The organism is Leuconostoc miyukkimchii (assembly GCF_019656055.1).
Lineage (GTDB): Bacteria > Bacillota > Bacilli > Lactobacillales > Lactobacillaceae > Leuconostoc > Leuconostoc miyukkimchii.
This window is the reverse complement of the sequence record NZ_BPKY01000008.1, coordinates 37,435-62,005: the sequence shown is the minus strand read 5'-3', so window position 1 is coordinate 62,005 and position 24,571 is coordinate 37,435. Positions and strand designations below refer to the sequence as shown.

Sequence of the window (24,571 nt, the reverse complement as noted above, 5' to 3'; positions counted from 1 at the left end):
AACATCTGAACCAGTAACACCTAACCATCTCAGAGCATTACTGATTACTCACAATTTATCAGATGCATTAAAATATGGTAACCGCTTAATTATTTTAAATGCTGGTGCCATCGTGCTTGATGTTCGCAATGACGAAAAATCAGCATTGACGGAAGAACACATTTTAAAGTATTTTATTGCATAATTGAAAAAAGACAGCCATTGTTTCACGTGAAACAGTGGCTGTCTTTTTTTCGAAATATGTGTATAATCTAACTAATAACACATTTTAAATTAATGAGGTGCTCCATGAGAAAAATTGGTATTATCGGAATTGGTCATGTTGGCGTAACAGTGGCACATATTATTATTGCCCAAGGGTTGGCAGATGAATTGGTTTTAGTGGACAAGAATTCAGAAAAATTAGCAGCCGAAACATTAGATTTTCGTGATGCTGCCAGTCTATTGGCTCAGCACACTACTGTTCATGCAGGTACAGCAGCGGATTTGTTTGATGCTGATGTTGTTATTTCTGCGCTTGGCCATATTGAATTAATCAAACCAGGTGGTGATCGCTTTACAGAACTAAAGGCAAATACACCAGAAGTACAACAAGTCGGTACTGATTTGAAAAATGCCGGTTTCAATGGTGTCTTAATCGTTATTTCTAATCCTGTTGATGTGATTACTGGTATTTACCAAAAAGTAACCGGTCTACCCACAAACCAAGTTTTCGGTACAGGTACTTATCTAGACACTGCACGTCTTAAACGTGTTCTTGGAGAAAAACTGTCTGTTGATCCCCGTAGTATTCAGGGTTATATGTTAGGTGAACATGGTGATTCACAATTTGCTGCTTGGTCTACAGTTTCTGCACTTGGCAAAAATATCACAGCATTAGTTGAGCCCTATCAAATTGATTTAGACCAAGTTGCAGAAGATGCGCGTGTTGGTGGTTTCACTGTTTTCAATGGCAAAAAATATACTAATTTCGCAATTGCCCATGCCGCTGTCTCACTTGCTCAATTAGTTTTATCCAACGCACACACCGAAGCCATTGTCTCCCATTACGACGAGAAATTTCAAAGTTATATTTCTACCCCTGCGATTATTGGTCGTGGTGGTATCATCAAAACATTTGATTTACCGTTAACATCAACTGAAGAAACGGCCTTAAAAGCTTCTGCAGACGCTATCGTTGAAAAAACAAGAGCCTACCTATAATTTAAATCTATCAAATAACAGCAGAACGCCCTAAAATTGGAAGTATCCATTTCTAGGGCGTTCTGCTGTTTATTTAATTTTGTACAACTGAGTAAATTCAGATGCCACTAAGCAGCTTTAATATAATTCACACCATCAGCCTTTGGTGCACGTGTCTTACCAAAGAAGAAAACAAGCACGATAATTGTGAAAACATAAGGCGCTATTTGTAGCCAAATTGAAGGCACATTTTTCAATCCCGGTAATTGTGCACCAACTACCGCAAGAGATTGTGACAGCCCAAAGAATAACGATGCACCAAGTGCGCCCAATGGGTTCCAACGACCAAATATCATCGCCGCCATTGCCATAAATCCTTGACCAACAATTGTGCTAGCTGAATAATTTAACGAAATAGATTGTGCTACCACTGCACCGCCCACACCACCAAGCAAGCCAGATATCATAACACCTGAATAGCGTAATCGTGCGACATTAAGACCTAATGTGTCAGCGGCTTGCGGATTTTCACCAACTGAACGCAAACGCAAACCAAACTTTGTTTTAAAAATGATATACCAAGAAAGACCTGCAACTAACATAGCCAACCACGCTGGCCCAGATGTTTTTTCAAATAATAGTTGTCCAAGAACGGGAATTTTTGATAATCCAGGAATTGAAGCGTAACCAAAATCTTGAGAGATTGGTATTGTCTGTCCCTTACCATATAATACCTTAATCAAGAAAACACCCAACGCTGGGGCCAACAAATTAATCACTGTACCTGAAATAATATGATCAGCACGAAGCGTGACTGTCGCAACCGCATGTAGCAGTGAAAATAATACACCAACAGCAGCGCCAGCAACTAAGCCCAACCAAGGTGTTGCAGCACCTAGCGTATCAGCAAGTGTCAGGTTAAAGACCACAGAAGCAAAAGCACCCATGCCCATAATACCTTCCAAACCAACGTTAACGACACCCGCACGTTCTGAAAAGGTACCACCAATTGAAGTGAATATTAATGGTGCGGAATAGACTAACGTACTAGAAATTACAAGTGAGAACATAGCCATCAATGACATCTCTATTCACCGCCTTTCTTACTATTATCTTGAACGGATTTTGTTTTAGCTATTTTTTTTGCTTCAGCTGTTGAGGCAGCTTTTTCATCCATCGCTTTGATACGTGCTTGCATTAATTTAATCAAATAACTCGCACCAACAAAGAAAATAATTGAAGCTGTTACAATATCAACCAATTCAAATGGTACACCAGATGACATTGGCATACCTAAACCACCTATTTTCAAAACTGATAAAATAGCAGCCGCACCAAGCACGCCAAGATATGAACCGCCTCCTAGTAATGCTACAGCCATACCATCAAAACCAATTGCTGGTGATCCGTTTTGTGTAAAGAAATTCAAATAATTTCCTAAGCCTTCAATGGTTCCAGCTAGACCAGCTAAACCACCAGAAATTGCCATAGCAACAATGGCACTACGCTTTGCTGATATACCTGCGTATCGTGCTGAATCAGGATTCAAGCCTACCGCACGGATTTCAAAGCCAAGCGTTGTTTTCTTCATGATGAACCATACAACAACTATCATGATGAGTGAAATGAAGATACCTGCTGAAATGCTAGAACCTTGTGTTAAGTCAGTCAACCATTTAATCTGTAACGAAGCATTGGCTCCAACTTGTTTCGTTGTTTCAGCAGACTCTTTAATATTTTTAGACATGGTGTTTTGCAAAATATCATTACCTAGAAAAAGCAAAATATAGTTCATCATAATAGTAACAATGACTTCGCTGGCACCAAACTGTGCACGTAACCAACCCGGAATTGCACCGGCCAAAGCGCCTAACCCTGCACCTAGAATTAAGGCACTAGGAATCATGAAGTAAGCAGGCATATCAGGGAAACTTAGGCTATACCAAACAGCCCCAACCCAACCAGCTAATGCCTGCCCTGACAAACCAATATTGAAAAATCCGGCTGTTTGCGCAACTGTAAATCCTAACGCCGTTAATATCAATGGTGTCATTTGAGTCAACACACTACCAATGTCTTGCATTGATCCAAATGCCGAGCTTAGCAATGCTGTGTAACCGGAAAAGGGATTATATCCGAACACCAACATGATGATGGCACCAATAATTAGCCCAAACAAAACCGAAAATAATGCAACTGAAAGTGAATTTTTTTGTGCAGTCATTAGGCATCTACCTCTTTTTTAAGTGCTGCGCGCGCATCTGCTAAGCTCATGCCCGTCATCAACAGACCTAATTCTTGTTTATTTGTGTCCTTGGCATTAACAATACCAACAATTTTACCAGCATTCATAACAGCAATACGATCTGATAAGTTTAGTATCTCATCAAGTTCGAAACTAACAACCAAGACTGCTTTTCCCGCATCACGTTGTGCTATTAATCGTTGATGAATATATTCAACAGCACCCACATCCAAACCACGTGTTGGCTGTGCGGCAATAATGAGTTCATTATCACGATTTAATTCACGTGCAATAACGGCTTTTTGTTGATTGCCACCAGACATTGATCCTGCAGTCACTTGAATCCCAGCTGATCGGACATCAAACTCTTTAACTAATTTGTTGGCAACCTGATCAATTTCAGTAGGCTGTAAAACGCCGCCCTTAGACAAAGGTGACTTATAATAAGTTTGCAATGCTAAGTTTTCTGACAAAGTCATATCAACTTCCATTCCAAAACGTAACCGATCTTCAGGAATATGCCCCACACCGGCTTCAGTAATTTGTCGGGGCTTTTTATTTGTAATATCTTTACCTTGAAGTATAACAGCACCAGACTGTACTTTAGTCAAACCCGTTATTGCTTGGATTAATTCGGTTTGTCCATTACCATCAATACCAGCAATACCAACGATTTCGCCGGCCTTAACTTGCAGTGAAAAGTCTTTAACAGCAGTAACTTCTCGTGAATTTTGCACCTCAATATTATCAATACGAAGTACTGTATCTCCCGTTTCAACGTCTTGCTTGACTGTTTTGAAGCTAACCTCTCGACCAACCATCAAATCTGCTAATTCTTGCGACGACACACCGGCTACTGGGAATGTTTCAATAGACTTTCCTGAACGTATCACCGTCACAGTATCAGCTGCCGCACGAATTTCGTCCAGTTTATGTGTGATTAAAATGATTGATTTGCCTTCTTTAGCTAAATTATGCAAAATGGTAATCAACTCACCAATTTCTTGTGGTGTCAAAACAGCGGTGGGTTCATCAAAGATTAAAATATCAGCACCACGATATAGTGTTTTTAGGATTTCAACACGTTGTTGTTGACCAACTGAAATATCCGTTATCTTTGCATATGGATCAACTTGTAAACCATATTGCTCAGATAATTGCTTGATTTTTTTGGCTGCAGTTTTGGTGTCAAGCGATAACCCCTTAGTCACCTCTGAACCTAATATAATATTTTCAGTGACAGTAAATGCATCAATCAGCATGAAGTGTTGATGCACCATACCAATACCGAGTGCATCAGATTTCGATGGAGAATCCACTGCGACTGATTTACCATTGATCAGAATCTGTCCAGATGTTGGCTGCAATAAACCAGTTAGAATGTTCATCAATGTTGATTTTCCAGCACCGTTCTCACCAAGTAACGCGTGAATTTCACCTTGTTGGACTTGTAAATTAATGTCATCATTGGCTGCGAAATCGCCAAATTTTTTGACGATATGGCGCATTTCAATGACTGGCGTTGATTCGGTCATTTATCTTCTCAGAGCGCGAATTTTATTAGCAAGCTTGATTTATTTTATTAAAACAATCTCGCACGCAAAACCGCGTTTCCACTTTCTGAAATTTTTTTAAAAAATCCACGAACAATAACTGCTCGTGGGATTTTTCTTCAAGGAATATTATATCATGTTTATTGGTCTGTAATTGTTTCATTTGATTTACCTAAAAACAAAATACAATACAAATAGCAATAATTAAATCGTTGTCATCTGGTACCATTAGTAACAAATTTTTGCGTTTCAACATATCCAACAAACATTTAAGTTATAATAGAAGCATGTCACGAAAAATAGAACTCCCGACTGCAGCGGAGATGAAAAAATTTCATAATCAATCCCAACGTCGCAACTTTTTTTCACGGCTCTCTATGCCACAACGTTTAACGTTAGGATTTTTATCAGTTATTACTGTGGGTGCCTTACTCTTGATGCTGCCTTTTAGTTATAACGGTGATATGGGTCATTCTTTTATGGATGCATTATTTACTGCGACTTCTGCAGCATCTGTCACTGGCTTAACTGTTGTTGATACTGCAACGCACTGGACCGTTTTTGGTCAAATTGTGATTATGTTTTTAATTGAAATTGGCGCACTAGGTTTTATGTCGTTCTCCGTGCTCTTATTCACAGCCACAAAAAGACAAATGAATCTTCGTGATAAAATGATGGTTCAAGAAGTTTATAGTCTAGAAAGTCTATATGATACACGTGCAGTGTTTGGTTACGTGATTAAATTATCAGCTATTATCCAAGCTGTTGGGGCACTATTGTTATCACCATTCTTTATTCATGATTTTGGGATAAAACATGGCGTGTTTTATGCAGTGTTTCACGCTGTCTCAGCATTCGGTAATGCTGGTTTCACAATTTTACCAGCTGGGGATGTGGCTTATGCCGATAAGCCATGGATTTTACTTATCATTGCAGCACTTATTATTGCTGGTTCGCTTGGTTTTCTAGTGTGGCGTGATGTCTTATTATACTCTCGCACGCACAAGTTAACACTACATTCAAAGTTGGCCCTTGTCATGACTGGCGCATTAATCATTGGTGGTTGGTTATTATTTGAACTCACTGAGAGTAATTTAGCTATTGCCAAAAATCTTTCCGGTATTAATCGTGTAGCCAATACCTTATTTATGTCTATTTCATATCGTACTGCTGGTTTTTCACAATTTGATTTTAGTCAAATGGCACCAGCAACAATTCTTTTAACTATCATGTTAATGTATGTCGGCGGTACACCTGGCTCAACAGCTGGTGGTATTAAAACAACCACGTTAGGTGTCTTATTACTTAAAACACATGCTGCCTTGCGCGGAAAAAAGGACGTCACTTTTGCACACAGACGTCTCACAAATGAAAACATTTCACGTTCCCTTTTACTTGTGTTTGTATCGTTACTTTTCTTAGGTGTGTTATCATTTTTACTCATGTTAACTCAAGGCAGTAATTCACAGTATGGACTAGAATATATCATTTTTGAAGTTGTTAGCGCCTTTGCAACAGCCGGACTCACTCTAGGATTGACACCACATTTAAATGTTTTTGGGCAATGTGTTATTATGTTGACTATGTTTATTGGACGTGTCGGCGTATATACTGTCATGTTCTCTATTTTGAACGTTCATAGTGATCACGCACCTTATCAATATCCGGAAGAATCTGTTATTATCGGCTGAGTTATCTGTCAAAAAATTGGAGAAAAAATTATGCGTCAAACTTATGCCATTATTGGTCTTGGCCGTTTCGGCGGTGCGTTACTCGAAACACTTGTTGCAAATGGACAAGACGTGCTCGGTATTGATATTAGTGAAGAACATGTGAATGATTACCGAGATATCGCGACTCAAGTCGTCATCGCTGATGCACAAGAAGACGATGTACTACGTAAACTAGATATCGCCAGTTTTGACCACGTCGTTATTGCAATTGGGCATAACATGCAGGCTAGTATTTTAGCCACTATTAATGCCAAAGATCTCGGTGCCAAAAATGTCATTGCTAAAGCTGAAAATCGGACACACCTTCGCGTACTAACAAAAATCGGTGCCGATCTTGTCGTACAACCCGAACGCGAAATGGGGGAACGTATTGGTCGAAAGCTTTTAGCACCAAATATGCTCAATTTCATTGAATTGTCAGACGATTATTCAATGGCTGAAGTCCAAATTGTTAACCCATCTTTTACTGGTAAGACAATATCTGAACTCAATATCCATAAAAAATTTGGATTGAACGTTATTGCGGTACGTCATGACGGAGAAGTCATTGTCGCGCCAGATTCCAAATATCGTATTCACGACAAAGATATTTTATCCGTTGTTGGCCCCAAAGATATGGTTGACGATTTTGATCAAATGACAAATAATTAGCACGATATTTTCGCCATACATCTTAAAATAAAAACAGCAGAAACGTTAATTAACGTTTCTGCTGTTTTTCTGTGTATACTTTAATTAATAATTGCCCCAATATTTTTCCATTGTCGTTAAACCAACGCCTGGATTAAAGCTATTAGTAGGGTCGTTACGCTTATAGTGTGTTATTAAGGTGGAAGCTGCATGGTACAAATGTCCGACATTATGCTCTGCAGGATAGATCGCCCCACGCTTATCAAGTAACTTTAACATTTCTTCTTTCAACTCGTGTGGATCAACACCCTTTTTTAAAATATAATCTTGGTGCATAACATGATCAAGAAAATGCCCATAATATAATTTATGTTCAATTTTATCTTCAATTTCTTTTGGCAAATGTTCAAACCAATCAAACTCATTACGAGGCAATGCAATATCTAAAGGTAAGATATCTAGTTTTTGATTTTGAAATACTTCTTGATATCTAATTGCCACGCCGGCTGTTACATAACGATGCGTAGCAGCGCGTTCTGCCTCTGAAGGCGTACACTCTAAATAATCACCTGACTCTGTTTTAAAAAATTTCTGAAGGTACTGCCTGGCTTCATCAATACCGTCACCAACCATTTTCAATTGAAGATAATGCTCGTATTTATCATTATACTCTTCTACTCGTTTTGGTAACTGATTGGGAAATACTTCACCTATATGCTGTAATACACGATCAGGAAAATAAGGTTTAAACGTCGGAATATGACTGAGTATCCGTTCAGCTGTTGACTTCATACCGAAAAGGTATGGCAACATGTTGGTACCAATTGTATCAATCACAAGGAGTGAGTCCTTGCCGTATTTTTTAGCTAAATCATACGCCTCTTTGTGCATATACTCGCCAGAAACAGGCAAGTTTTTAAACTCAGCTAAAATGTGTCGACGCAATCTCTCCAATACAGCAGGATCGTTCGTACCAATATAAAATACTTGTGAAGCCCCTTCTTTTGGAAAAGTGTCTAGACGCACTGCAAAAGCAGCGAGTTTACCAGATGCACCTGAAACTTCATATAATTCGTTTGGATCGGCATTATAACGTGTTGGTGTATGTGAATGAATATTCCGAACGCGTGCCTCATAGTCACGGTTGTGCCCAACGCGTTTATCGTCTTTCTTCACATGATCAATATCAAAATTACGATTTTCGAGATTATTAATCATTTCTTCAGGTGTATCGCCCAATTCAACACCCAAATGGTTCACTAAATGCAATTCATCGTGTTCATCAATTTGAGCATACAATGCTAGTTCCGTATATGCTGGACCACGCTGAATCAATGCACCACCAGAATTGTTATTAATACCACCAATAACTGAAGCCCCTAGGTTTGATGACCCAATAACTGAATGCGGTTCCCGATTAATTGGTTTAAGTGCATTCTCTAATTTAAACAGTGTTGTGCCAGGAAAAGCGAGTGCCTCTTCACCATGGTTAATCAGCTGTACACCCTTAATTCGTGTTCCGTTGACCACAACACATTCTCGATCATAGCCTGGTGCTGGAATTGATCCTTCCGTTAAACTCGTGTTAGAAGCCTGCATAATAATAATTGTATTATGGGCATGAAGTACCTTTAGTACTTGCCACAATTCCATCAAATTACCAGGCAGCACAACCGCCAAAGCATCCCCGCGTCCACTACGATATCCTTTACGATAACGCAATGATTTTGAAGCTGAAGTAATGATGTGCTTGTTACCAACAATTTCTGTCAACTCTTGAACAGTAGTCATAATATGCCCCCAAAATTTATATTTTGAAAATATTCAAAATACATTATGTGTCTACTATACCACTTTGATTTTAAAAAGGTCGATTTAAAAACATTTCAAGAACTTTTATGGCATTAATTATCATTTTGTGAATTACTATGCAAATAAAAATAACCAGTAATTGAACACACTTAATCACCTATAACACGTTGTTTGTGAGATGGTTTTCGTTCGCAAACCAGTTATTCTTTAATTTTGGTAAAGCGTTTTTAACTGATTAATATCAGAAGGTTGTATGCCGTAATCAGCGCCTTGTGGTTGCATAACAGATGCACGACCTGTTTCATGGTCTAATCCTAACGCATGACCGAGTTCATGTTCAGCCGTATTAATTTTTCTTGTCTCTGAGTACTGGTTCAAATAATGCACATTTAATTTTGCTACAACATGTGTCATCACCTTTTTACCATTCAACGGATTGACCAAAAATTGGGCTTCTGCAACACCTGCTTGTGATGTATTGCTAATATCTTCAGTAGTTAAAACAATGTCTGCTTGATTTTTATTTTGTACCCGCACTAATGTCAAAATTTTTACTGCATTCCAATTGTCAAATGCTCGCTGCCATGTTGATTCATAGGCTGGCATATTCACTTCGGATGTATCAAAATAAACATTTAATGTTTTCTTAGGCCATATTGCACCATTTAAATGCGTTGTTCCATGGTCATCTGTACTAACAGTTTCTTGCGTGGCTCCTGACGTTCCTGACTTGCCAGTATTACTATTATTTGTGTCTAAAAGCACAACCCATTCTTGTACTTTGTTGGTTAACCAGGCTCTTCCTTCTGCAACCTTTACAGGATTTTGAATTAAATACGTTGCAGCAACTATTAAAATGATGAATTTAACTATTCTAGAAAATTTCATATGATATCCTCCACCAATTAGTATACAAATTGGTAGCTAAATTATACACGTTCAATATTAAAGTTATGTTAACGCATTTTAAGACATTCAAACCTAGTAATCTAGACAACGGTGCTTAATTCAAAAACTAAATTCATCCACTAAAACAATATTGACATTATCATTACTTACCAGCAATTTAGAAACCGGGCAGCGTTGTGCAACAATGTCTAACATGTCTGTTGCTTCTTGTTGACTAACATGAGGAATTATCACCTGTGCTTGAACAAAAAATTGAAATCCCTTCGTATCGTATCCCATATCCACCCCGACACGCACAACACTTTCATGTTTCAGTTGACGACGTTTCTCTTCTGCCTCAATCGTTGCATTTAAACATGTCGCAAATGATGCAGCCAATAATTGTTCAGGATTGGTACCTGGTTCGTCATTAAGTGGTCCACTGGTCAAGACATCTAGATCGTCACTAGTCACTGTTTTGACATGACCAGATAGACCCGTCACATTTTCAACTTCAGTATGATACAATCTTTCTCTTGTCATTTTAGAATATCCTTATTTTAATTAACTATTTCTTTTTATAGTTGCGTTTTTGCCTTTTCTAATACCTCTAATGTTGCAGTGTAATAAGCAATACCATAGTCAAAAGTGATTTTTTGTACGTCAGTCATACCACTGTCCATCCAGTGATCTAATTGTGCTTTTAACTCAGCTAACTTCGTTTCCTTACGTATGATTTCTTCTTGTAAAAATTCTGCAACCTGTGATGCTGGTAAATTTTGACTAAAGTATAGACGCATCAGAACATCAGATTTGAAAATTTCATCAGCAGTTGGCTCAATCAGGGCTTTAGAAAGCACTGCTTTTCCTGTTGGCGTAATTGTGTAAATATTTTTGTTTGGTTTATCAGTTTGTGCAACTTGCTGCTTTGTAACCAGTTTTTCTTGTTCTAACTTTTTTAAGGTCGGATAAATCATGCCAAACGTTGCATCAAAAAAATGGTTTAGTCGTGTTTGTAAAATGTCATTTATTTCATAACCAGTATGTGGTCCATTTTGTAAAATACCTAAAATTATCTCTCGACCTTTCATTACCACAACGTTTACCTCCAATTTATTTGCTAGCTTTATTATACACTACGTTGAACCACTGATACCTGGGTATCTGAAGAATACGTGAACCTATTCGCATAGTTCGCTATTCAATAATTAATAGGCATAAAAAACAGACTTTTAGTGATTGCTTACCAAAAGTCTGTTTTTGTTACGAACTTATTTTGTCAAAAATAACTTAACTTGATTATTGTTCCTCATCAATTTTATTAATTTTATCAAAGACATGAAAGAGATTTTCCATCTCCGTTAATTTATATTTCTTCGAATTACGATCATATACAATTTCAGATTGTATTGGCTCACCAACCTGTAAATCATGCAAAAAATCACGAATTTCTGCGATATCACGCTGTACAGTCTTACGTCCAATAAAAAACATATCTTCAATTTCTTCAATTGATAAGGCACGATGGCTAATAAGTGCTGAATAAAGTCGTAATATGCGTTGCTTGTCATTAAATACTGTTTTGCGTGCTGTCATCATTTTCCCCAGATTTAAAAGTTAAATTTATTGTACCAAATAAAACAAATGTTCGGTACAATAAAGTTATAAATATTTTTAAAAGAAAGGCGAAAACATGTCACTATTTGATTTGTTCAAAAAGAAAGCACAACCTGTAGTGGTTGAAGACACTACGCCAGTCAAAGAAGAACCGATTACTTGGGAAAACACAACTGATCCCGATGAATTTTTTACTGGATACAATCAAGCTATCAAAGACTTAGAAATTCAGGGTAAAATGGCAGCTGCAGAAACATTGCGTGCCAATAAATCGGTTTTACAAAAAGCATTCATCGATCGTTTCGAACGCACCATTCACCAAAAAATTAGCCAGATAACTGACTTTGATGAACGCACTGATATTATCATTACTGCCATCAAAGACATTCATGCTTATAATAAAGACATGAGTATCGATGTTAGAACCTACCTCGCACAAGCAAAGAAAAGGTTAATAGGAGATTAATATGCAAATTAACGTCGTATTAGAGAATGATCTTATCCCTGATAAGTATGCCAAGTATGCACCTGAAAAATATCGTACAAAAGATATGCCAACTGTCAATTTCCCAGTAAACATCACAGATATTCCCGATGGTACAAAATCTTTATCAGTTAGCCTCATTGACTATGATGCCGTTCCTGTTGTTGGTTTTCCATGGATTCACTGGTTGGCTGCTAATTTACCAGTCACCGACATTCCCGAAAATTTACGGGCCACTGGTCATGCTGTATTTGGTACAAATTCTACGTGGCATGCTGTTAAAACAACTGATACACCGGCAGACCCAAATTTGAACCAAACCTATATTGGTCCCATGCCACCAGATAAAACACATCATTATACATTAACAGTTTTTGCGTTAGATACTGAACTTGATATCAAGGACGGCTTCTTTTTGAATGAGTTACGGCATAAAAGTCAGAAACATGTACTTGATATAGCCATTATAGAGTTACCCGCTCGAGCTTAACACTTCTTCGGAAGTGTTTTTTTGTGTCTTGATATATGTATTTTTATACATTTTAAACACTATATTCATGTTTATTCTGCATATTGTTTGTATTTAAATACAGTAGGGTTTATATTTAAAACATCAAATAAATAAGGAGACACAACATGAATACACAATCAATCAATGTTGCCATTGTCGGCATTACAGGTTATGGCGGTCTTGAATTGTTGCGATTACTATACAATCATCCTACTGTTCATGTTGTGTCAATTCATAACACGTCATCAAGTACAGAAGATATTAGCACAACATTTCCACATCTAAAGTCCATGTATAAAATAACACCAACACCATTTGACCCTGTGCATATTATGCAGTCAGCTGACTTAGTATTCTTTGCTACCTCTAGTGGTGTGACTAAAGACATTGCAGAGCCATTCATTGCCAAAAAATTTCCAGTGATCGATTTATCAGGCGATTTTAGATTAACTGCTCCGGATTATGCGACATGGTATAAGAAAACACCCGCTGCACAGTCACTACTTGATGAAGCGAACTATAGCTTGGCTGATTTTTATCAGCAAAATAGTCACTATATTGCAAATCCTGGTTGCTATGCAACAGCAACACTGCTTGGTTTAGCTCCCTTAGCTCAGCATCAATTACTAGATCAGGACAACATCATCATTGACGCTAAAAGTGGCTTGTCTGGTGCTGGAAAATCGTTGAATTTATCAAGTCACTTTATCAATGTCAATGAAAATTTCAGCATGTATAAAGCCAACCAACACCAACATATTCCAGAAATCACACAACAGCTCAAACAATGGCAACCTACTATTGATCACATTCAATTCACAACCTCACTGCTTCCAATCAATCGCGGTATTTTCATCAGTGCTTATGTCAAAATAAACAATGAAACAACAGCTGATAAGCTTCAAAAAATTTATGAAGATACTTACCAAGATAAGCCCTTTGTTCGTGTTATGCCTAAGGATCAACTCCCTGATATCAAACAAGTTGTCGGCACGAACTTCGCGGATATTGGTCTAACTTATAATCCTGTTACAAAATATCTTACGATTGTCAGCGTGATTGACAACATGATAAAAGGCGCCGCTGGCCAAGCCATTCAAAATATGAATCATCTGTTTGATTTGGACGAAACCACTGGCTTACAACTTATCGCACAATATGCTTAATAAGCAATTTAATTAACAAGGATATAACTATGACAGACTTACTTCAAAAAATTAATCAGTTAGCACTGGCCGATATAGCTGCGCCACTAGGATTTCATGCGGATGGTCAGCATGTTGGTCTCAAACACAAGTCAAAAGATCTCGGTTGGATATTTAGTGATAAACCAGCAGCTGTAGCGGGCGTTTTCACAACGAATCAAGTACAAGCCGCACCTGTTCAACTTAACAAACAAACTATTAAAAATGGCATGTTACAGGCTATTATCGTTAATTCTGGTAACGCAAATGCCGTCACTGGTAAGATTGGCATGGTACATGCAAAACAGATGCAAGAAACAACTGCTACAGTTTTAAACATTGATCCTGACTTAGTTGGTGTTGCATCGACCGGTGTTATCGGACAAATTTTACCCATTGACAAAGTTGTTGCTGGTATTCATCAACTTAAAATTGACGGTAACACAAATGGCTTTGCTCATGCAATTATGACAACAGACACAGCAGAAAAATCAATTACTATCCAAAGTACCATTGCTGGTCATTTAGTTACAATGAGTGGTGTCGCAAAGGGTTCAGGCATGATTCATCCAAATATGGCAACTATGCTTGGCTTTATCACCACAGACATTGATATTGCTCCTGATATGCTACAAAAGGCTCTATCAGAAGATGTCGAAACCAGCTTTAATCAAATCACTATCGATGGTGACACCAGTACAAATGATATGGTGTTAGTCATGGCAAATGGTTTAGCAAATAATGTCACTATTGATCGTCATAATTCTGATTACGACCATTTCAAAGACATGTTGCATACCGTCACTACTGCATTGGCCATTGGCATTGCTAGTGATGGTGAAGGTGCTACAAAGTTATTGTCCGTCACAGTTAATCAGGCTCAGTCAGCATTGGATGCACGTATGGTTGCTAAAAAAGTTGTCGGTTCCTCTCTTGTTAAAACTGCTATGTTTGGTCAGGACCCAAATTGGGGCCGAATTATTGCTGCTATTGGTGCAAGTGATGTTGACATTGATCCTGATATCATTGACATTTCACTCAATGATATACCCGTCATGATCGCTGGTGCACCAACAGATTTTGATCAAACAGACATGACTGAAAGTCTGAAACAAAAAAACATTGCTATCGATATTAATTTACATACTGGTGATGCCAGTGGTCAAGCCTGGGGATCTGATTTAACCTATGAATATGTTAAAATCAACGCCCTCTACACAACCTGATCGCGATGCCACCAATAAGATGACGTAAGGAGCTCAATATGACAAAAAAAATCGTAATCAAAATTGGTGGCACTGCTGCTACACAACTCACGCCCGCTTTTTTTGAAACAATCAAAAACTGGCAAAAACAAAACACTAACATCGTCATTGTTCATGGTGGTGGCGACCATATTTCGGCATTGATGGCACAATTTAATGAGCCTGTTCAAAAAATCAATGGCATTCGCTTTACGACACAAAATGGTATCAATATTACTAAAATGGCTTTACTTGGACAAGTACAACCTGCTCTTGTTGAAGCTTTTCGTCAAAATGCCGTACCAGCCATTGGCCTAAATGCCGGAAGTGATCAATTATTAACTGGCCATGTTTTGGACCAAGATACTTATGGTTATGTTGGTGCGATTCATCAAGTGAACACACAATTAATGAATCGCATGTGGCAAAACAATCTTGTGCCAATTATTGCACCACTAGCTATCACCAATGAAGGTCAGTGGCTCAATGTCAATGCTGATCACGCTGCAACAGCTATCGCCAAGTACATTCAGGCTGACGAACTTTATTTATTGACTGATGTATCAGGTGTTAAAGTCAGTGGCAACATCCTACAAGAGTTGACACCACAAAAAGCCCTCGAATTAAAATCATCAAACATCATCACTGGTGGTATGATCCCCAAAATTAACAGTGCGCTTGATGCCGTTCACCGTGGCGTTCCTAATGTGCATATTACAAATACTGTGACACATCCTGGTACCGTTGTTACACTCTAACATATTCTTCAAGGAGAGTTATCATGACCTTATTTCCAAACTATCATCGCGCACCAGTCACATTTTCATCAGCAAAAAACGCCACTTGGTTTGATGACAAAAATCAGTCTTACAGTGACTTATCCAGTGGTATTGGTGTTTATAATGTTGGCGCCAACAACCCTAAAGTTGTACACGCGTTAACACAGCAAGCAGAAAAAATTTGGCATATTCCTAATCTATACAGCAATCCATTGCAAGAAGCTGTCGCACAAAAAATTGGTGGTGACACTTATACAGCCTATTTTGCTAATTCTGGTGCCGAGTCAAATGAGGCTGCTATTAAATTAGCACGTTTGGCGACCAAAAAACAAACAATTATTTCGTTTTCGAATTCGTTTCACGGCCGTACTTACGCTGCTATGGCTGCCACTGGACAAGATAGTATCCATGCTGGCTTGCCAATGCTATCTGGATTTTCGTACGCTATTTTCAATGATATTAACAGTGTTAAAGCGCTAATAACTGAAGATGTTGCTGCTATCATGCTTGAATTAGTTCAAGGTGAAGGCGGTGTTGTCCCGGCTAAACCGGAATTCATCCAAGCGCTTGTTAAACTGGCACATGATAACAAGATACTCATTATTGTGGATGAAGTACAAACTGGCATGGGTCGTACAGGTAAAAAATTTGCCTTTGAAAATTATGATTTCGAACCAGATATTTTCACAAGCGCTAAAGGTCTTGCTAACGGTGTTCCCGTTGGCGCAATGCTTGCTAAAAATGATTTGGCCCCCGCTCTAGCATATGGGACACATGGTTCCACATTTGGTGGCAATCCGCTTGCCATGGCTGCAGCTGAGGCAACGCTAGATGTCTTAGATGAGTTACTGCCTCAGCTAAGTACCAAAATAGCCCTGTTCTGGGAAAAATTATCTGAATTTAACGCACTAAATGTTGTCGATGATGTTCGTGGCCTTGGCATGATGGCTGGTATTGCATTAAATATTCCTGTCAATACTGTCGTCACTGATTTGTTAAATGAACACATTATTGTTTTATCTGCTGGGAACAATACTTTGCGTTTATTACCACCACTGACAATTCCAACCGATCAGTTATTAAAATCTCTTGATAAAATCAAATTATATCTTTCTGAAAAATAAGTGTTGACATCTTTTTCTAATCTTGATATAATTTAATAGTTGATTAATCAACTTAATTGCTCCATAGTTCAGTGGTAGAATAACGCACTGTTAATGCGCAGGTCCCTGGTTCGAATCCAGGTGGAGCAGTTTTAGTAATATTGAACGAGTAAAATAAAAACCGTGAAAAAGTTTTCACGGTTTTTATTTTTGATTTAAAAAATTTGCAAATATTGATTACGCGTCATTTTAAAATTCTTGGCTTAAACCCTATACATAATTAACGCTGATCTTTGACCATGCATGAACACCATTTTAAACGCGTGTATTAAAATCATCATAAATTGGTTTAATTTATCTCAACTCAGTTCTTTTTATCAAACGACTCACACAAATATGTCTGCTAATAATACGTGTGAATTGACGCCACCAAGTCCTATATATTTTTTAATATTTCTTTTATTAATTCCGGATATTTGACAGGACACCGTTCAACTATCAAAAACTGATCAGGTTTCAAGTTTTGTATGCTCACTGGACGCAAAGTATGATATCTCTAACTGGTTCAACATTACTACTACGGTAATCTGATATTCTTGTAAGAATACCATTCAGATACATACCTACCTGTTTGACGCGCGGTGTTGAAACTGATGCCTTCATATTTTTTCTTAGCGCCTGATAAGTCGATTGATTGGATTGGCTTAATTTTTTCAACGACAGCATATTCTTTTTGAGTGCCCACTTGAACCACTCCTTTTATTTTAAGTGGTTCATTTTTAAAATAGTTATTATTTCCCATCGACAAAACAATGACTGCGCCGTTTTTGGTTAATTGTGTCAATTTATTTTTAATCTCTTTTGTTGGTCGTGGCATGTTTAAGCTAATGTTGATTAAGCTCACGTGCTTTTCTTCAAACCAATTCAATGCTTGTAATAGCTTATCTTGCGACACAAACCCGTTTTCCATGACACTGGCGCTATATAACGTATCAACCTTTGCTAACGGACTATGTTTCATAATGGTGTAGGCCACGGCCGTCCCGTGCTCTTCGTCCACTTGTGTTGCATTTGATACAAAATTCTTACTAATTACCTTGGTGTCATAAAATTGCGGTAAACTTGCTTTCACAGAACCATCAATCAATCCAACTTTTAGTTTCGTCATTGGCACAAGAGTCTGTTTATCTATCACATAGTTTGTAATCACGACCGCACTAGTAAAAAGCAACACAACTAAAATGCCATATATACTATATTTTTTATATTGCTTATTGCGATTCATGTCATTCTTCTTTCCTGTGCCATGATACATAGATAATGTTGCTCAACTCGTTCAGATCCGATATATTAAATGTGATATTAAATATTTGTTTAATATACCTGATACACCATTTTTGTGCAAATATTTGTTATTAAAAAATACATCTTGGTATTATTAACATTTAAAACGTCAACTAGAATTCCGATTTTGAAATGAACTCGGTAATTTGGTATATCAATGTTTCGCTCTTAATAGTTCGAATCCAAGTGATTTTTACGTTATCTAGACAAATCACTTTATCAGTTTATCAAAAAGAGGTATTATGTTGTTAAATAGTATTAAAAATAAACTTTTAGTTAAGATGACATAGCGAGGAAATAATTATGAAAATCATAGTTTTAGATGGTTATGCACTGAATAAAGATTTAAATTGGCAGTTATTAAATCAGTTGGGTGACTGTACTTTTTATGATCGCACACCAGTTGACGATAACAATGAAATTTTGAAACGAATTGGCAATGCTGAAATTGTCATTACACATAAAACACCACTAAACGATGATGTTATCAGCAACGCCCCTAGTTTACAATACATCGGAATCATGGGCACTGGTTATGATGTTGTTGACATCAAGAGCGCTCATAAAAATAATGTTGTCGTCACCAATATTCCTACCTATGCTAGCGACGCTGTAGCACAGTTTACTTTTTCATTATTGCTTGAAGTGACAGGTCAAGTTGGCCTTCACAATCAGCTCGTGCATAATAATAAATGGTCCAACGTACCTGACTTCACTTTTTGGGACAAACCATTATTTGAACTCAAAGGAAAAACATTGGGTCTAATTGGCTTCGGTCATATCGCCCAAAAAGTTGCAGCAATAGCACATGCGTTTTCTATGCCTGTTATTTTTTACAATCATCGCCCCAAAAATATATCTGAACCATGGCTTAAACAGGTATCTCTAGATGAGCTGTTACAGCAATCCGATGTTATTAGTTTACATGTTATTCAAACACCAGACACAATCAATCTCATCAATAAAACAACCATTGCAAAAATGAAAAACAATGTTATTTTATTAAATACAGCAAGAGGCAAATTGATTAATGAACAAGATGTCGCCAATGCGCTTAATGACAATCAAATTTACGCACTAGCGACTGATGTTGTCCAAAAAGAGCCAATTATTAATGACAACCCCTTGTTAAAAGCTAAAAATTGCTACATCACACCTCATATTGCTTGGGCGCCACTCGAAACACGTGAACGATTATTGACCATCACGATTAATAACTTAAAATCTTATTTAGCAAATCAGCCAATCAATATCGTTGAATAAGTTGAATCAATTAGATTTTTAACGTTATTTTGATGAGTCAATTCGTTAACTGACATTTAGAGAACTATTTTTGAAAAACCAGAAAAACGACTTTAATTGAAATTCTTATGCGTAGCGTTTATGTTAATGCTATCAGGTATTGAAAGGATTATAAAGATGACAGTAAATTGGACTATTATTGGAACAGGCGTAATTGCTAACGAGATGGCAACAGCCTTCAATCAAAACAATCGCAATATTTATGGTGTATTTAGTCGTAATGCTGACAAAACACGTCAATTTGCTAATAAATATGGTATTAATCATGAGTTTAGTGAGCTCTCAGATGTCTTTTCGGACGATCTGGTGGATGCTGTCTACATTGCTACACCACATAATACACATTTCGATATTGCAAAGCAGGCCATTGCGCATGGTAAACATGTACTCATGGAAAAAGCTATCACACTAAATAAGGCTGATTTGGATACACTCGAGCAGTTAGCCCAACAACATCATGTTGTGCTATTGGAAGCGATGACATTAGTCCACATGCCTTTAATTAAAAAAATCAAATCACTTATCACAGAAAATCTTTTGGGTGATATTAAACATATTAATGTGACCCTCGGTAGTGTGAAGCCCTATGATCCAAAAAATCGGTTTTTTAATCCTGACTTAGGTGGCGGTGTTTTACTTGATATGGGCGTTTATGCATTATCCGGTGTACGTTATTTTATGTCAGAGCAGCCTAATAATATCCAATCTTTTGTTGATTACGCCCCAACCGGTGTTGATGAACAATCTGTTACGATTCTGCATAATCGATCAGGCGAAATGGCTACCGTCTCAGTATCCTTACAAGCTAAACAACCAAAGACATTAACGATTTCAGGTACAAAAGGATATATTCAAATTCCTGAATATCCACGTGCACAAGAAGCTAGTTGGTACCATGTCGATACCGAAAAAACAGAGCGTATTTCCGAAGGGAATACTGATGATGCTTTGTTTTACGAGATTGCAGATTTTGAAAGTATTATCAATAACTCGGATAATCTTCAGCAATATAAAGGCATCACCGACGATGTATTTAGCATTTTTGAGGAAATGAAAAAATCTTGGTCTGAACAGAAAGCCAATAGCTGAGTCACATACAATATGAGTTAAATTACACTTTAGTTTGTTCGAGGATTACCATTAAGCCTATTGGATGTCATTATTAGAATCATACAGCTTATATTAACTAAAAGAGAATGCTACCAAGGATTTAAGTAATTGGCACTCTCTTTTTTGATTTATTTAGGTGCAAGATAATTATAAGTATTTTGCGCTTTTTGTATGCTGTGATATACTTATGTTTATATACTGCAATTTAATTATGCAACTTTATGAGGCGAAATATGACTATTTATGGATATGCTAGAGTGTCCACTGCTGGGCAATCTTTAAATGAACAAAAAGAAACTTTAAAAAATTCTGGTGCCGATATTATTTTAAGTGAAAAATATTCAGGCACAACTACGGTACGACCGCAGTTTGAAAAATTAGTCGCCATGATTGAACCCAATGACACATTGATTGTCACCAAGTTAGATCGCTTTGCTCGAAATACACGTGAAGCATTAAATTTAATTGATGATCTCCTGAAAGAAAAAATTATAATTAAAGTTTTAAATTTAGGAACTATTGATAACACCCCAATGGGTCGTATGATTGTCAGAACTTTGCTATCGGTGGCTGAGATGGAACGAGACATGATTATCGAAAGAACTCAGGCTGGCAAAGTTTTTGCAAAGCAACATAATCCTAACTATAGAGAGGGACGACCAAGGAGAAAAAAAGATAGCCGTAATACAGCCATTTTTGAATATTCTCAAACACACACGGTAAAATCTACAGCAGAAGCTTTTAATATTTCTGCTAGAACAGTTCAATATATAAAAAAATTATTTATTTAATAAATATCAGTCTAAAATAATTATATAAAAAAAAAATTACATCGAATACTATTTCAAAAAATTATTTGTTATTGAAACTAACTAACTAACTAAAAAGAAGAAAATGAATGCTAGAAAAATTAAATGAACTTTTAAAATCACGACGTATTACACCAAGTATTAAAACAATAATTGGCAATCTAACCGACGAAGGTAAACTTGCATTGAACGATTTTTATGATGAAAAATCCGATTTCTATCAACACGCTCAACCAATATTAATTACAAATAAATTCCATTGTGATCCCAATATTTTCCCTAATTTGTATCACTATACAAGTATTGATGTACTAAAAAAAATAATATCTAAAAAAATAATTTATTTAGGTTCAATTCATTCGATGAATGATCAGAAAGATGGTCTTTATGCGCTTGAGTTGGGAGTAATCGAACTCGAGAGTCTAGGTGCTGGCAAAGAAGAAATACAAGTGTTTAACTTACTTAATAAAAATATACCAAGAAATAATTATATTTGGAGTTTTTCTGCTAATAACCATTCACAATCATTACAACATTATGGAGAAATTGCTTTGTCTTTTAATAGTCAAGATATACAATATTTTCTCAATGAACATTTTTCAAAAGGAGCTAATACTTTTTCAGAATTTAGTCGTGGTAATGGATTTTCTTTCCCACTAAAAGTCGAATACGATATAACAACTCAATTAGAATATATTAAACCCGTCGTCAAAGAGTGGCTCTATGATTACAGAAATCTAAATGTAGATTCTTCAGATATGCTTGAAATAATGCAATGTTCTGCTCAAGCAATGTTTTTATTTTCATTATGTTTTAAAAACCCCGACTTGTACCAGGAAGAGGAGATTCGTTTTGTGGTTGTAAAAATCAATGGAGAAGAGAATGATATTGAACCCGAAATAATTTTTATCGGAAGACCTGTTGTTAGCTTAGAATTTACACCGTCTTTAATAAAAAGCGTAATTTTATCTCACAAAGTTTTCGAACAAAAAAATGATATAAGAAATATACTGAACCAAAACAATTTTACAGATACAAAAATAGAGAAGACCAGACTACCTTATTAATTTCTATCTCTTATGAATGAACTATGCTTCGCATATTGGCATCTAGTTATGCATACACAACATATGATTAATTACCAAATATACAAAAAAAGCGACACAACTGTTAAGTTATGTCACCTTTTTATCAATTTTTTATATTAATTTAGCTTATTATCATCATGTAAAAAATACCTTGATTAGTCGCAATCACAATGAACATCTTTAAACTTTTCGCGATCTTTTTCAGACATATCTGCTAAGTACGATTCAGGTTGTTGAGATTTACCATCGATATAGGCAATGAGCTCGCTACCAATCCACGTTTTTTTGACACCATTAACGTAAATTGACCAAAACTCACCATTGTCTCGAGCAATTTTTTCACAGCCAGATTGACCAGTTTCGTAATAGGATCCGTCCATTAATTTGATTGAATTTACTATTTCATGAATCATTCGTTGCCCTCCGTTATTTAGCGAGTATATATTGAAAATTATTTAGATAAGTTAGTAAATAGTTTCATAGATAATTTAGATAATTCATTCCATTCTTGATCGTTTAATCCACTTTTCAATACTAATTGTTGAGGAAGCGTAAATGCTTCTTCACGTATCTTCTTACCAGAAAGCATTAATTTAATGTAGACAATTCTGGTATCTTTGGTTGATCTCATACGTTCAATTAATTTTTGGCTTTCCATGCGGGTCAATAAAGGGGACAAAGTACCGTAATTTAAGTCCAATAATTCCCCCAGTTCGCTGACAGGAATATTATCGTGATCGTAAAGAGCAACTAAAACTAAATACTGTGGATATGTTAAATTAAGCTCATTGAGAAACGGCTTATACATGCGTTGAATTGATCTTGATAGCTCATAAATAGAAAAACACAAGTGTTTTTCCAATTGGGCGTTGTTTTTGTTAAATTCTATCATAGGAATAACTCCTTTTATTAAATCGTGTGCGATTTAATATTAACACGATTTAATATAATTGTCTAGATAGAATCAGCTATTCAATGCGCTAAATAGATAATTGTCTGACACCCTATACTCAAGATCAATGTCTTATTAATTCAATTTAAGCATTATTAACCTTGATCATTATGAAGTTCAGAACTTGCTGGCTTTGTTTTAGGTACCCCACCCATTGCTTCAGGATTTTCCTGGTAAGTAAACTTTTGACCATCTTTAGCAATTTGATTTTCAAATGCACGTGATCCTTCACCATCTGAAAAATTCATAATAACGTGGCTATACTCTGAATGTTGAATATCGTCCATGTTACCTGGTACTACTATGCCATACTTTGCTTCTAATTCCTCTTGGGCCTTGATAAACTGCAACTGATGTTGTGTTTCGCGTGCGAGTAAGAACTTTAACATATCACGCACTCCTTCATCACGAGTCATATGATATAAACGACTCACTTGAACACGTGCCTGTGATTCTCTAGTTACATTAAAACGCATGTCAGCCAATAAATTACCACTTGATGTAACGTAACCAGTATTCCAAGCTGCACCATTTGGATTAGTTAGACCAGCTGTTAACCCATGTACAAGTCCATGTTCAGGATCAGTGCCACCCATTACTTTAGCAAGAGAAGGATCTTTTTTAATCATTTCCTCTTGCTCGTAAATAGGAGTATCTTCTAAAAGATAAGCAATCATAGTCGAAATCATTTCGACGTGAGCAATTTCTTCTGTCCCAGTATCAAGCAAGATGTCTTTATATTTTTCATCACCAGTTGAAGCCCAACCTTGTGATAAATATGACATCATACCAGTCATTTCACCCCATTGACCGCCAAGTGCTTCTTGTAGTTTGCGGGCCATTAGTGGATCAGGACGATCTGGCTTTGCATTAAATTGTAAGGCACGTGTATGTTTGAACATTGTAATTCCTCTTTCTTGAATCATTAATACATCGCGAACAATTAAATCGTTCACGATGTATTAATGATAACATCATCACTATTATTTGTCTAGAAGTAA

Annotated in this window: 25 protein-coding genes, 1 tRNA gene and 1 pseudogene; 15 read left to right on the top strand and 12 right to left on the bottom strand. The window is 36.8% G+C overall.

Annotation, left to right across the window (positions count from 1 at the left end; all coding sequences use genetic code 11):
- Position 1 precedes the first annotated feature (1 nt).
- A pseudogene (locus K5Q13_RS09610) lies at positions 2-184 on the top strand (ABC transporter ATP-binding protein); the annotation flags it as partial.
- Between the two features lie 104 nt (positions 185-288).
- Positions 289-1,203, top strand: a complete 915-nt coding sequence (locus tag K5Q13_RS08840) for a lactate/malate family dehydrogenase (protein ID WP_220741329.1) — start codon at positions 289-291, stop codon at positions 1,201-1,203.
- Between the two features lie 107 nt (positions 1,204-1,310).
- On the opposite strand, the gene K5Q13_RS08835 is transcribed toward K5Q13_RS08840, so the two are convergent.
- From K5Q13_RS08835 to K5Q13_RS08825, 3 genes are read right to left on the bottom strand one after another with little or no spacing between them, the layout of a single operon-like run.
- On the bottom strand, positions 1,311-2,267 hold the full coding sequence (locus K5Q13_RS08835) for an ABC transporter permease (protein ID WP_220741328.1): 957 nt from the start codon (positions 2,265-2,267) through the stop codon (positions 1,311-1,313).
- Positions 2,268-2,269: 2 nt separating this feature from the next.
- Positions 2,270-3,406: an ABC transporter permease gene (locus tag K5Q13_RS08830; protein ID WP_220741327.1), complete on the bottom strand. Its 1,137-nt coding sequence runs from the start codon at positions 3,404-3,406 to the stop codon at positions 2,270-2,272.
- Positions 3,406-4,962 (bottom strand): ABC transporter ATP-binding protein, encoded by a 1,557-nt coding sequence (locus K5Q13_RS08825; protein WP_220741326.1) that lies wholly within the window; start codon positions 4,960-4,962, stop codon positions 3,406-3,408. Before K5Q13_RS08825 ends, K5Q13_RS08830 begins: the two co-directional genes overlap by 1 nt.
- A 305-nt stretch (positions 4,963-5,267) precedes the next feature.
- On the opposite strand from K5Q13_RS08825, the gene K5Q13_RS08820 reads away from it, so the two are divergent.
- Both K5Q13_RS08820 and K5Q13_RS08815 read left to right on the top strand, forming a co-directional pair.
- Complete coding sequence (locus tag K5Q13_RS08820; RefSeq protein ID WP_220741325.1) at positions 5,268-6,671, top strand: TrkH family potassium uptake protein; 1,404 nt, start codon at positions 5,268-5,270, stop codon at positions 6,669-6,671.
- Positions 6,672-6,701: 30 nt separating this feature from the next.
- Positions 6,702-7,364 carry a potassium channel family protein gene (locus tag K5Q13_RS08815; RefSeq protein WP_220741324.1) on the top strand — a complete coding sequence of 221 codons (663 nt, stop codon included), beginning with the start codon at positions 6,702-6,704 and terminating at the stop codon, positions 7,362-7,364.
- Positions 7,365-7,448: 84 nt separating this feature from the next.
- Here K5Q13_RS08815 and dld read toward each other — a convergent pair whose 3' ends face one another.
- The 5 genes from dld to K5Q13_RS08790 form a co-directional block, all read right to left on the bottom strand.
- Entirely contained in the window at positions 7,449-9,134 is a 1,686-nt protein-coding gene (gene dld / locus K5Q13_RS08810; RefSeq protein WP_220741323.1) for a D-lactate dehydrogenase, read from the bottom strand.
- Between the two features lie 228 nt (positions 9,135-9,362).
- Entirely contained in the window at positions 9,363-10,043 is a 681-nt protein-coding gene (locus K5Q13_RS08805) for a matrixin family metalloprotease (protein WP_220741322.1), read from the bottom strand.
- A gap of 120 nt (positions 10,044-10,163) precedes the next feature.
- Positions 10,164-10,586: an OsmC family protein gene (locus K5Q13_RS08800; RefSeq protein WP_220741321.1), complete on the bottom strand. Its 423-nt coding sequence runs from the start codon at positions 10,584-10,586 to the stop codon at positions 10,164-10,166.
- 35 nt (positions 10,587-10,621) lie between these two features.
- Complete coding sequence (locus K5Q13_RS08795) at positions 10,622-11,140, bottom strand: PadR family transcriptional regulator (RefSeq protein ID WP_220741320.1); 519 nt, start codon at positions 11,138-11,140, stop codon at positions 10,622-10,624.
- 202 nt (positions 11,141-11,342) lie between these two features.
- On the bottom strand, positions 11,343-11,639 hold the full coding sequence (locus K5Q13_RS08790; protein WP_220741319.1) for a kinase: 297 nt from the start codon (positions 11,637-11,639) through the stop codon (positions 11,343-11,345).
- Positions 11,640-11,736: 97 nt separating this feature from the next.
- Here K5Q13_RS08790 and K5Q13_RS08785 point away from each other — a divergent pair, with 97 nt between their 5' ends.
- The 7 genes from K5Q13_RS08785 (at position 11,737) to K5Q13_RS08755 (ending at position 17,115) form a co-directional block, all read left to right on the top strand.
- Positions 11,737-12,126 (top strand): GTP-binding protein, encoded by a 390-nt coding sequence (locus K5Q13_RS08785; protein WP_220741318.1) that lies wholly within the window; start codon positions 11,737-11,739, stop codon positions 12,124-12,126.
- 1 nt (position 12,127) lies between these two features.
- Positions 12,128-12,634 (top strand): YbhB/YbcL family Raf kinase inhibitor-like protein, encoded by a 507-nt coding sequence (locus K5Q13_RS08780; RefSeq protein ID WP_220741317.1) that lies wholly within the window; start codon positions 12,128-12,130, stop codon positions 12,632-12,634.
- A 146-nt stretch (positions 12,635-12,780) separates the two neighbouring features.
- Positions 12,781-13,821 carry an N-acetyl-gamma-glutamyl-phosphate reductase gene (argC, locus tag K5Q13_RS08775; protein ID WP_220741316.1) on the top strand — a complete coding sequence of 347 codons (1,041 nt, stop codon included), beginning with the start codon at positions 12,781-12,783 and terminating at the stop codon, positions 13,819-13,821.
- Between the two features lie 29 nt (positions 13,822-13,850).
- Positions 13,851-15,065, top strand: coding sequence for a bifunctional glutamate N-acetyltransferase/amino-acid acetyltransferase ArgJ (gene argJ, locus K5Q13_RS08770; protein WP_220741315.1), 1,215 nt, complete (start codon positions 13,851-13,853; stop codon positions 15,063-15,065).
- 38 nt (positions 15,066-15,103) lie between these two features.
- Positions 15,104-15,841, top strand: coding sequence for an acetylglutamate kinase (gene argB / locus K5Q13_RS08765; protein ID WP_220741314.1), 738 nt, complete (start codon positions 15,104-15,106; stop codon positions 15,839-15,841).
- 23 nt (positions 15,842-15,864) lie between these two features.
- On the top strand, positions 15,865-16,986 hold the full coding sequence (locus K5Q13_RS08760) for an aspartate aminotransferase family protein (RefSeq protein ID WP_220741313.1): 1,122 nt from the start codon (positions 15,865-15,867) through the stop codon (positions 16,984-16,986).
- A 57-nt stretch (positions 16,987-17,043) separates the two neighbouring features.
- Positions 17,044-17,115, top strand: a tRNA-Asn gene (locus K5Q13_RS08755).
- Positions 17,116-17,542: 427 nt separating this feature from the next.
- Here K5Q13_RS08755 and K5Q13_RS08750 read toward each other — a convergent pair.
- Entirely contained in the window at positions 17,543-18,250 is a 708-nt protein-coding gene (locus K5Q13_RS08750; RefSeq protein WP_220741312.1) for a S8 family serine peptidase, read from the bottom strand.
- 362 nt (positions 18,251-18,612) lie between these two features.
- Here K5Q13_RS08750 and K5Q13_RS08745 point away from each other — a divergent pair, with 362 nt between their 5' ends.
- From K5Q13_RS08745 to K5Q13_RS08730, 4 genes are all read left to right on the top strand, one after another.
- Positions 18,613-19,572: a D-2-hydroxyacid dehydrogenase gene (locus K5Q13_RS08745; RefSeq protein ID WP_220741311.1), complete on the top strand. Its 960-nt coding sequence runs from the start codon at positions 18,613-18,615 to the stop codon at positions 19,570-19,572.
- Between the two features lie 156 nt (positions 19,573-19,728).
- Positions 19,729-20,700 (top strand): Gfo/Idh/MocA family protein, encoded by a 972-nt coding sequence (locus K5Q13_RS08740; RefSeq protein ID WP_220741310.1) that lies wholly within the window; start codon positions 19,729-19,731, stop codon positions 20,698-20,700.
- Between the two features lie 254 nt (positions 20,701-20,954).
- The gene (locus tag K5Q13_RS08735) at positions 20,955-21,512 is read left to right on the top strand and encodes a recombinase family protein (protein ID WP_220741309.1); all 558 of its coding nucleotides are present in this window, start codon (positions 20,955-20,957) and stop codon (positions 21,510-21,512) included.
- Between the two features lie 107 nt (positions 21,513-21,619).
- Positions 21,620-22,597, top strand: coding sequence for a hypothetical protein (locus K5Q13_RS08730; RefSeq protein ID WP_220741308.1), 978 nt, complete (start codon positions 21,620-21,622; stop codon positions 22,595-22,597).
- A gap of 176 nt (positions 22,598-22,773) precedes the next feature.
- Here the strand turns inward: K5Q13_RS08730 and K5Q13_RS08725 are convergent, their stop codons facing one another.
- The 3 genes from K5Q13_RS08725 to K5Q13_RS08715 form a co-directional block, all read right to left on the bottom strand.
- Positions 22,774-23,031, bottom strand: a complete 258-nt coding sequence (locus K5Q13_RS08725; protein ID WP_220741307.1) for a hypothetical protein — start codon at positions 23,029-23,031, stop codon at positions 22,774-22,776.
- A 38-nt stretch (positions 23,032-23,069) separates the two neighbouring features.
- Positions 23,070-23,510, bottom strand: a complete 441-nt coding sequence (locus K5Q13_RS08720; RefSeq protein ID WP_220741306.1) for a MarR family winged helix-turn-helix transcriptional regulator — start codon at positions 23,508-23,510, stop codon at positions 23,070-23,072.
- Between the two features lie 155 nt (positions 23,511-23,665).
- Positions 23,666-24,472: a manganese catalase gene (locus tag K5Q13_RS08715; RefSeq protein WP_220741305.1), complete on the bottom strand. Its 807-nt coding sequence runs from the start codon at positions 24,470-24,472 to the stop codon at positions 23,666-23,668.
- Positions 24,473-24,571 lie beyond the last annotated feature (99 nt).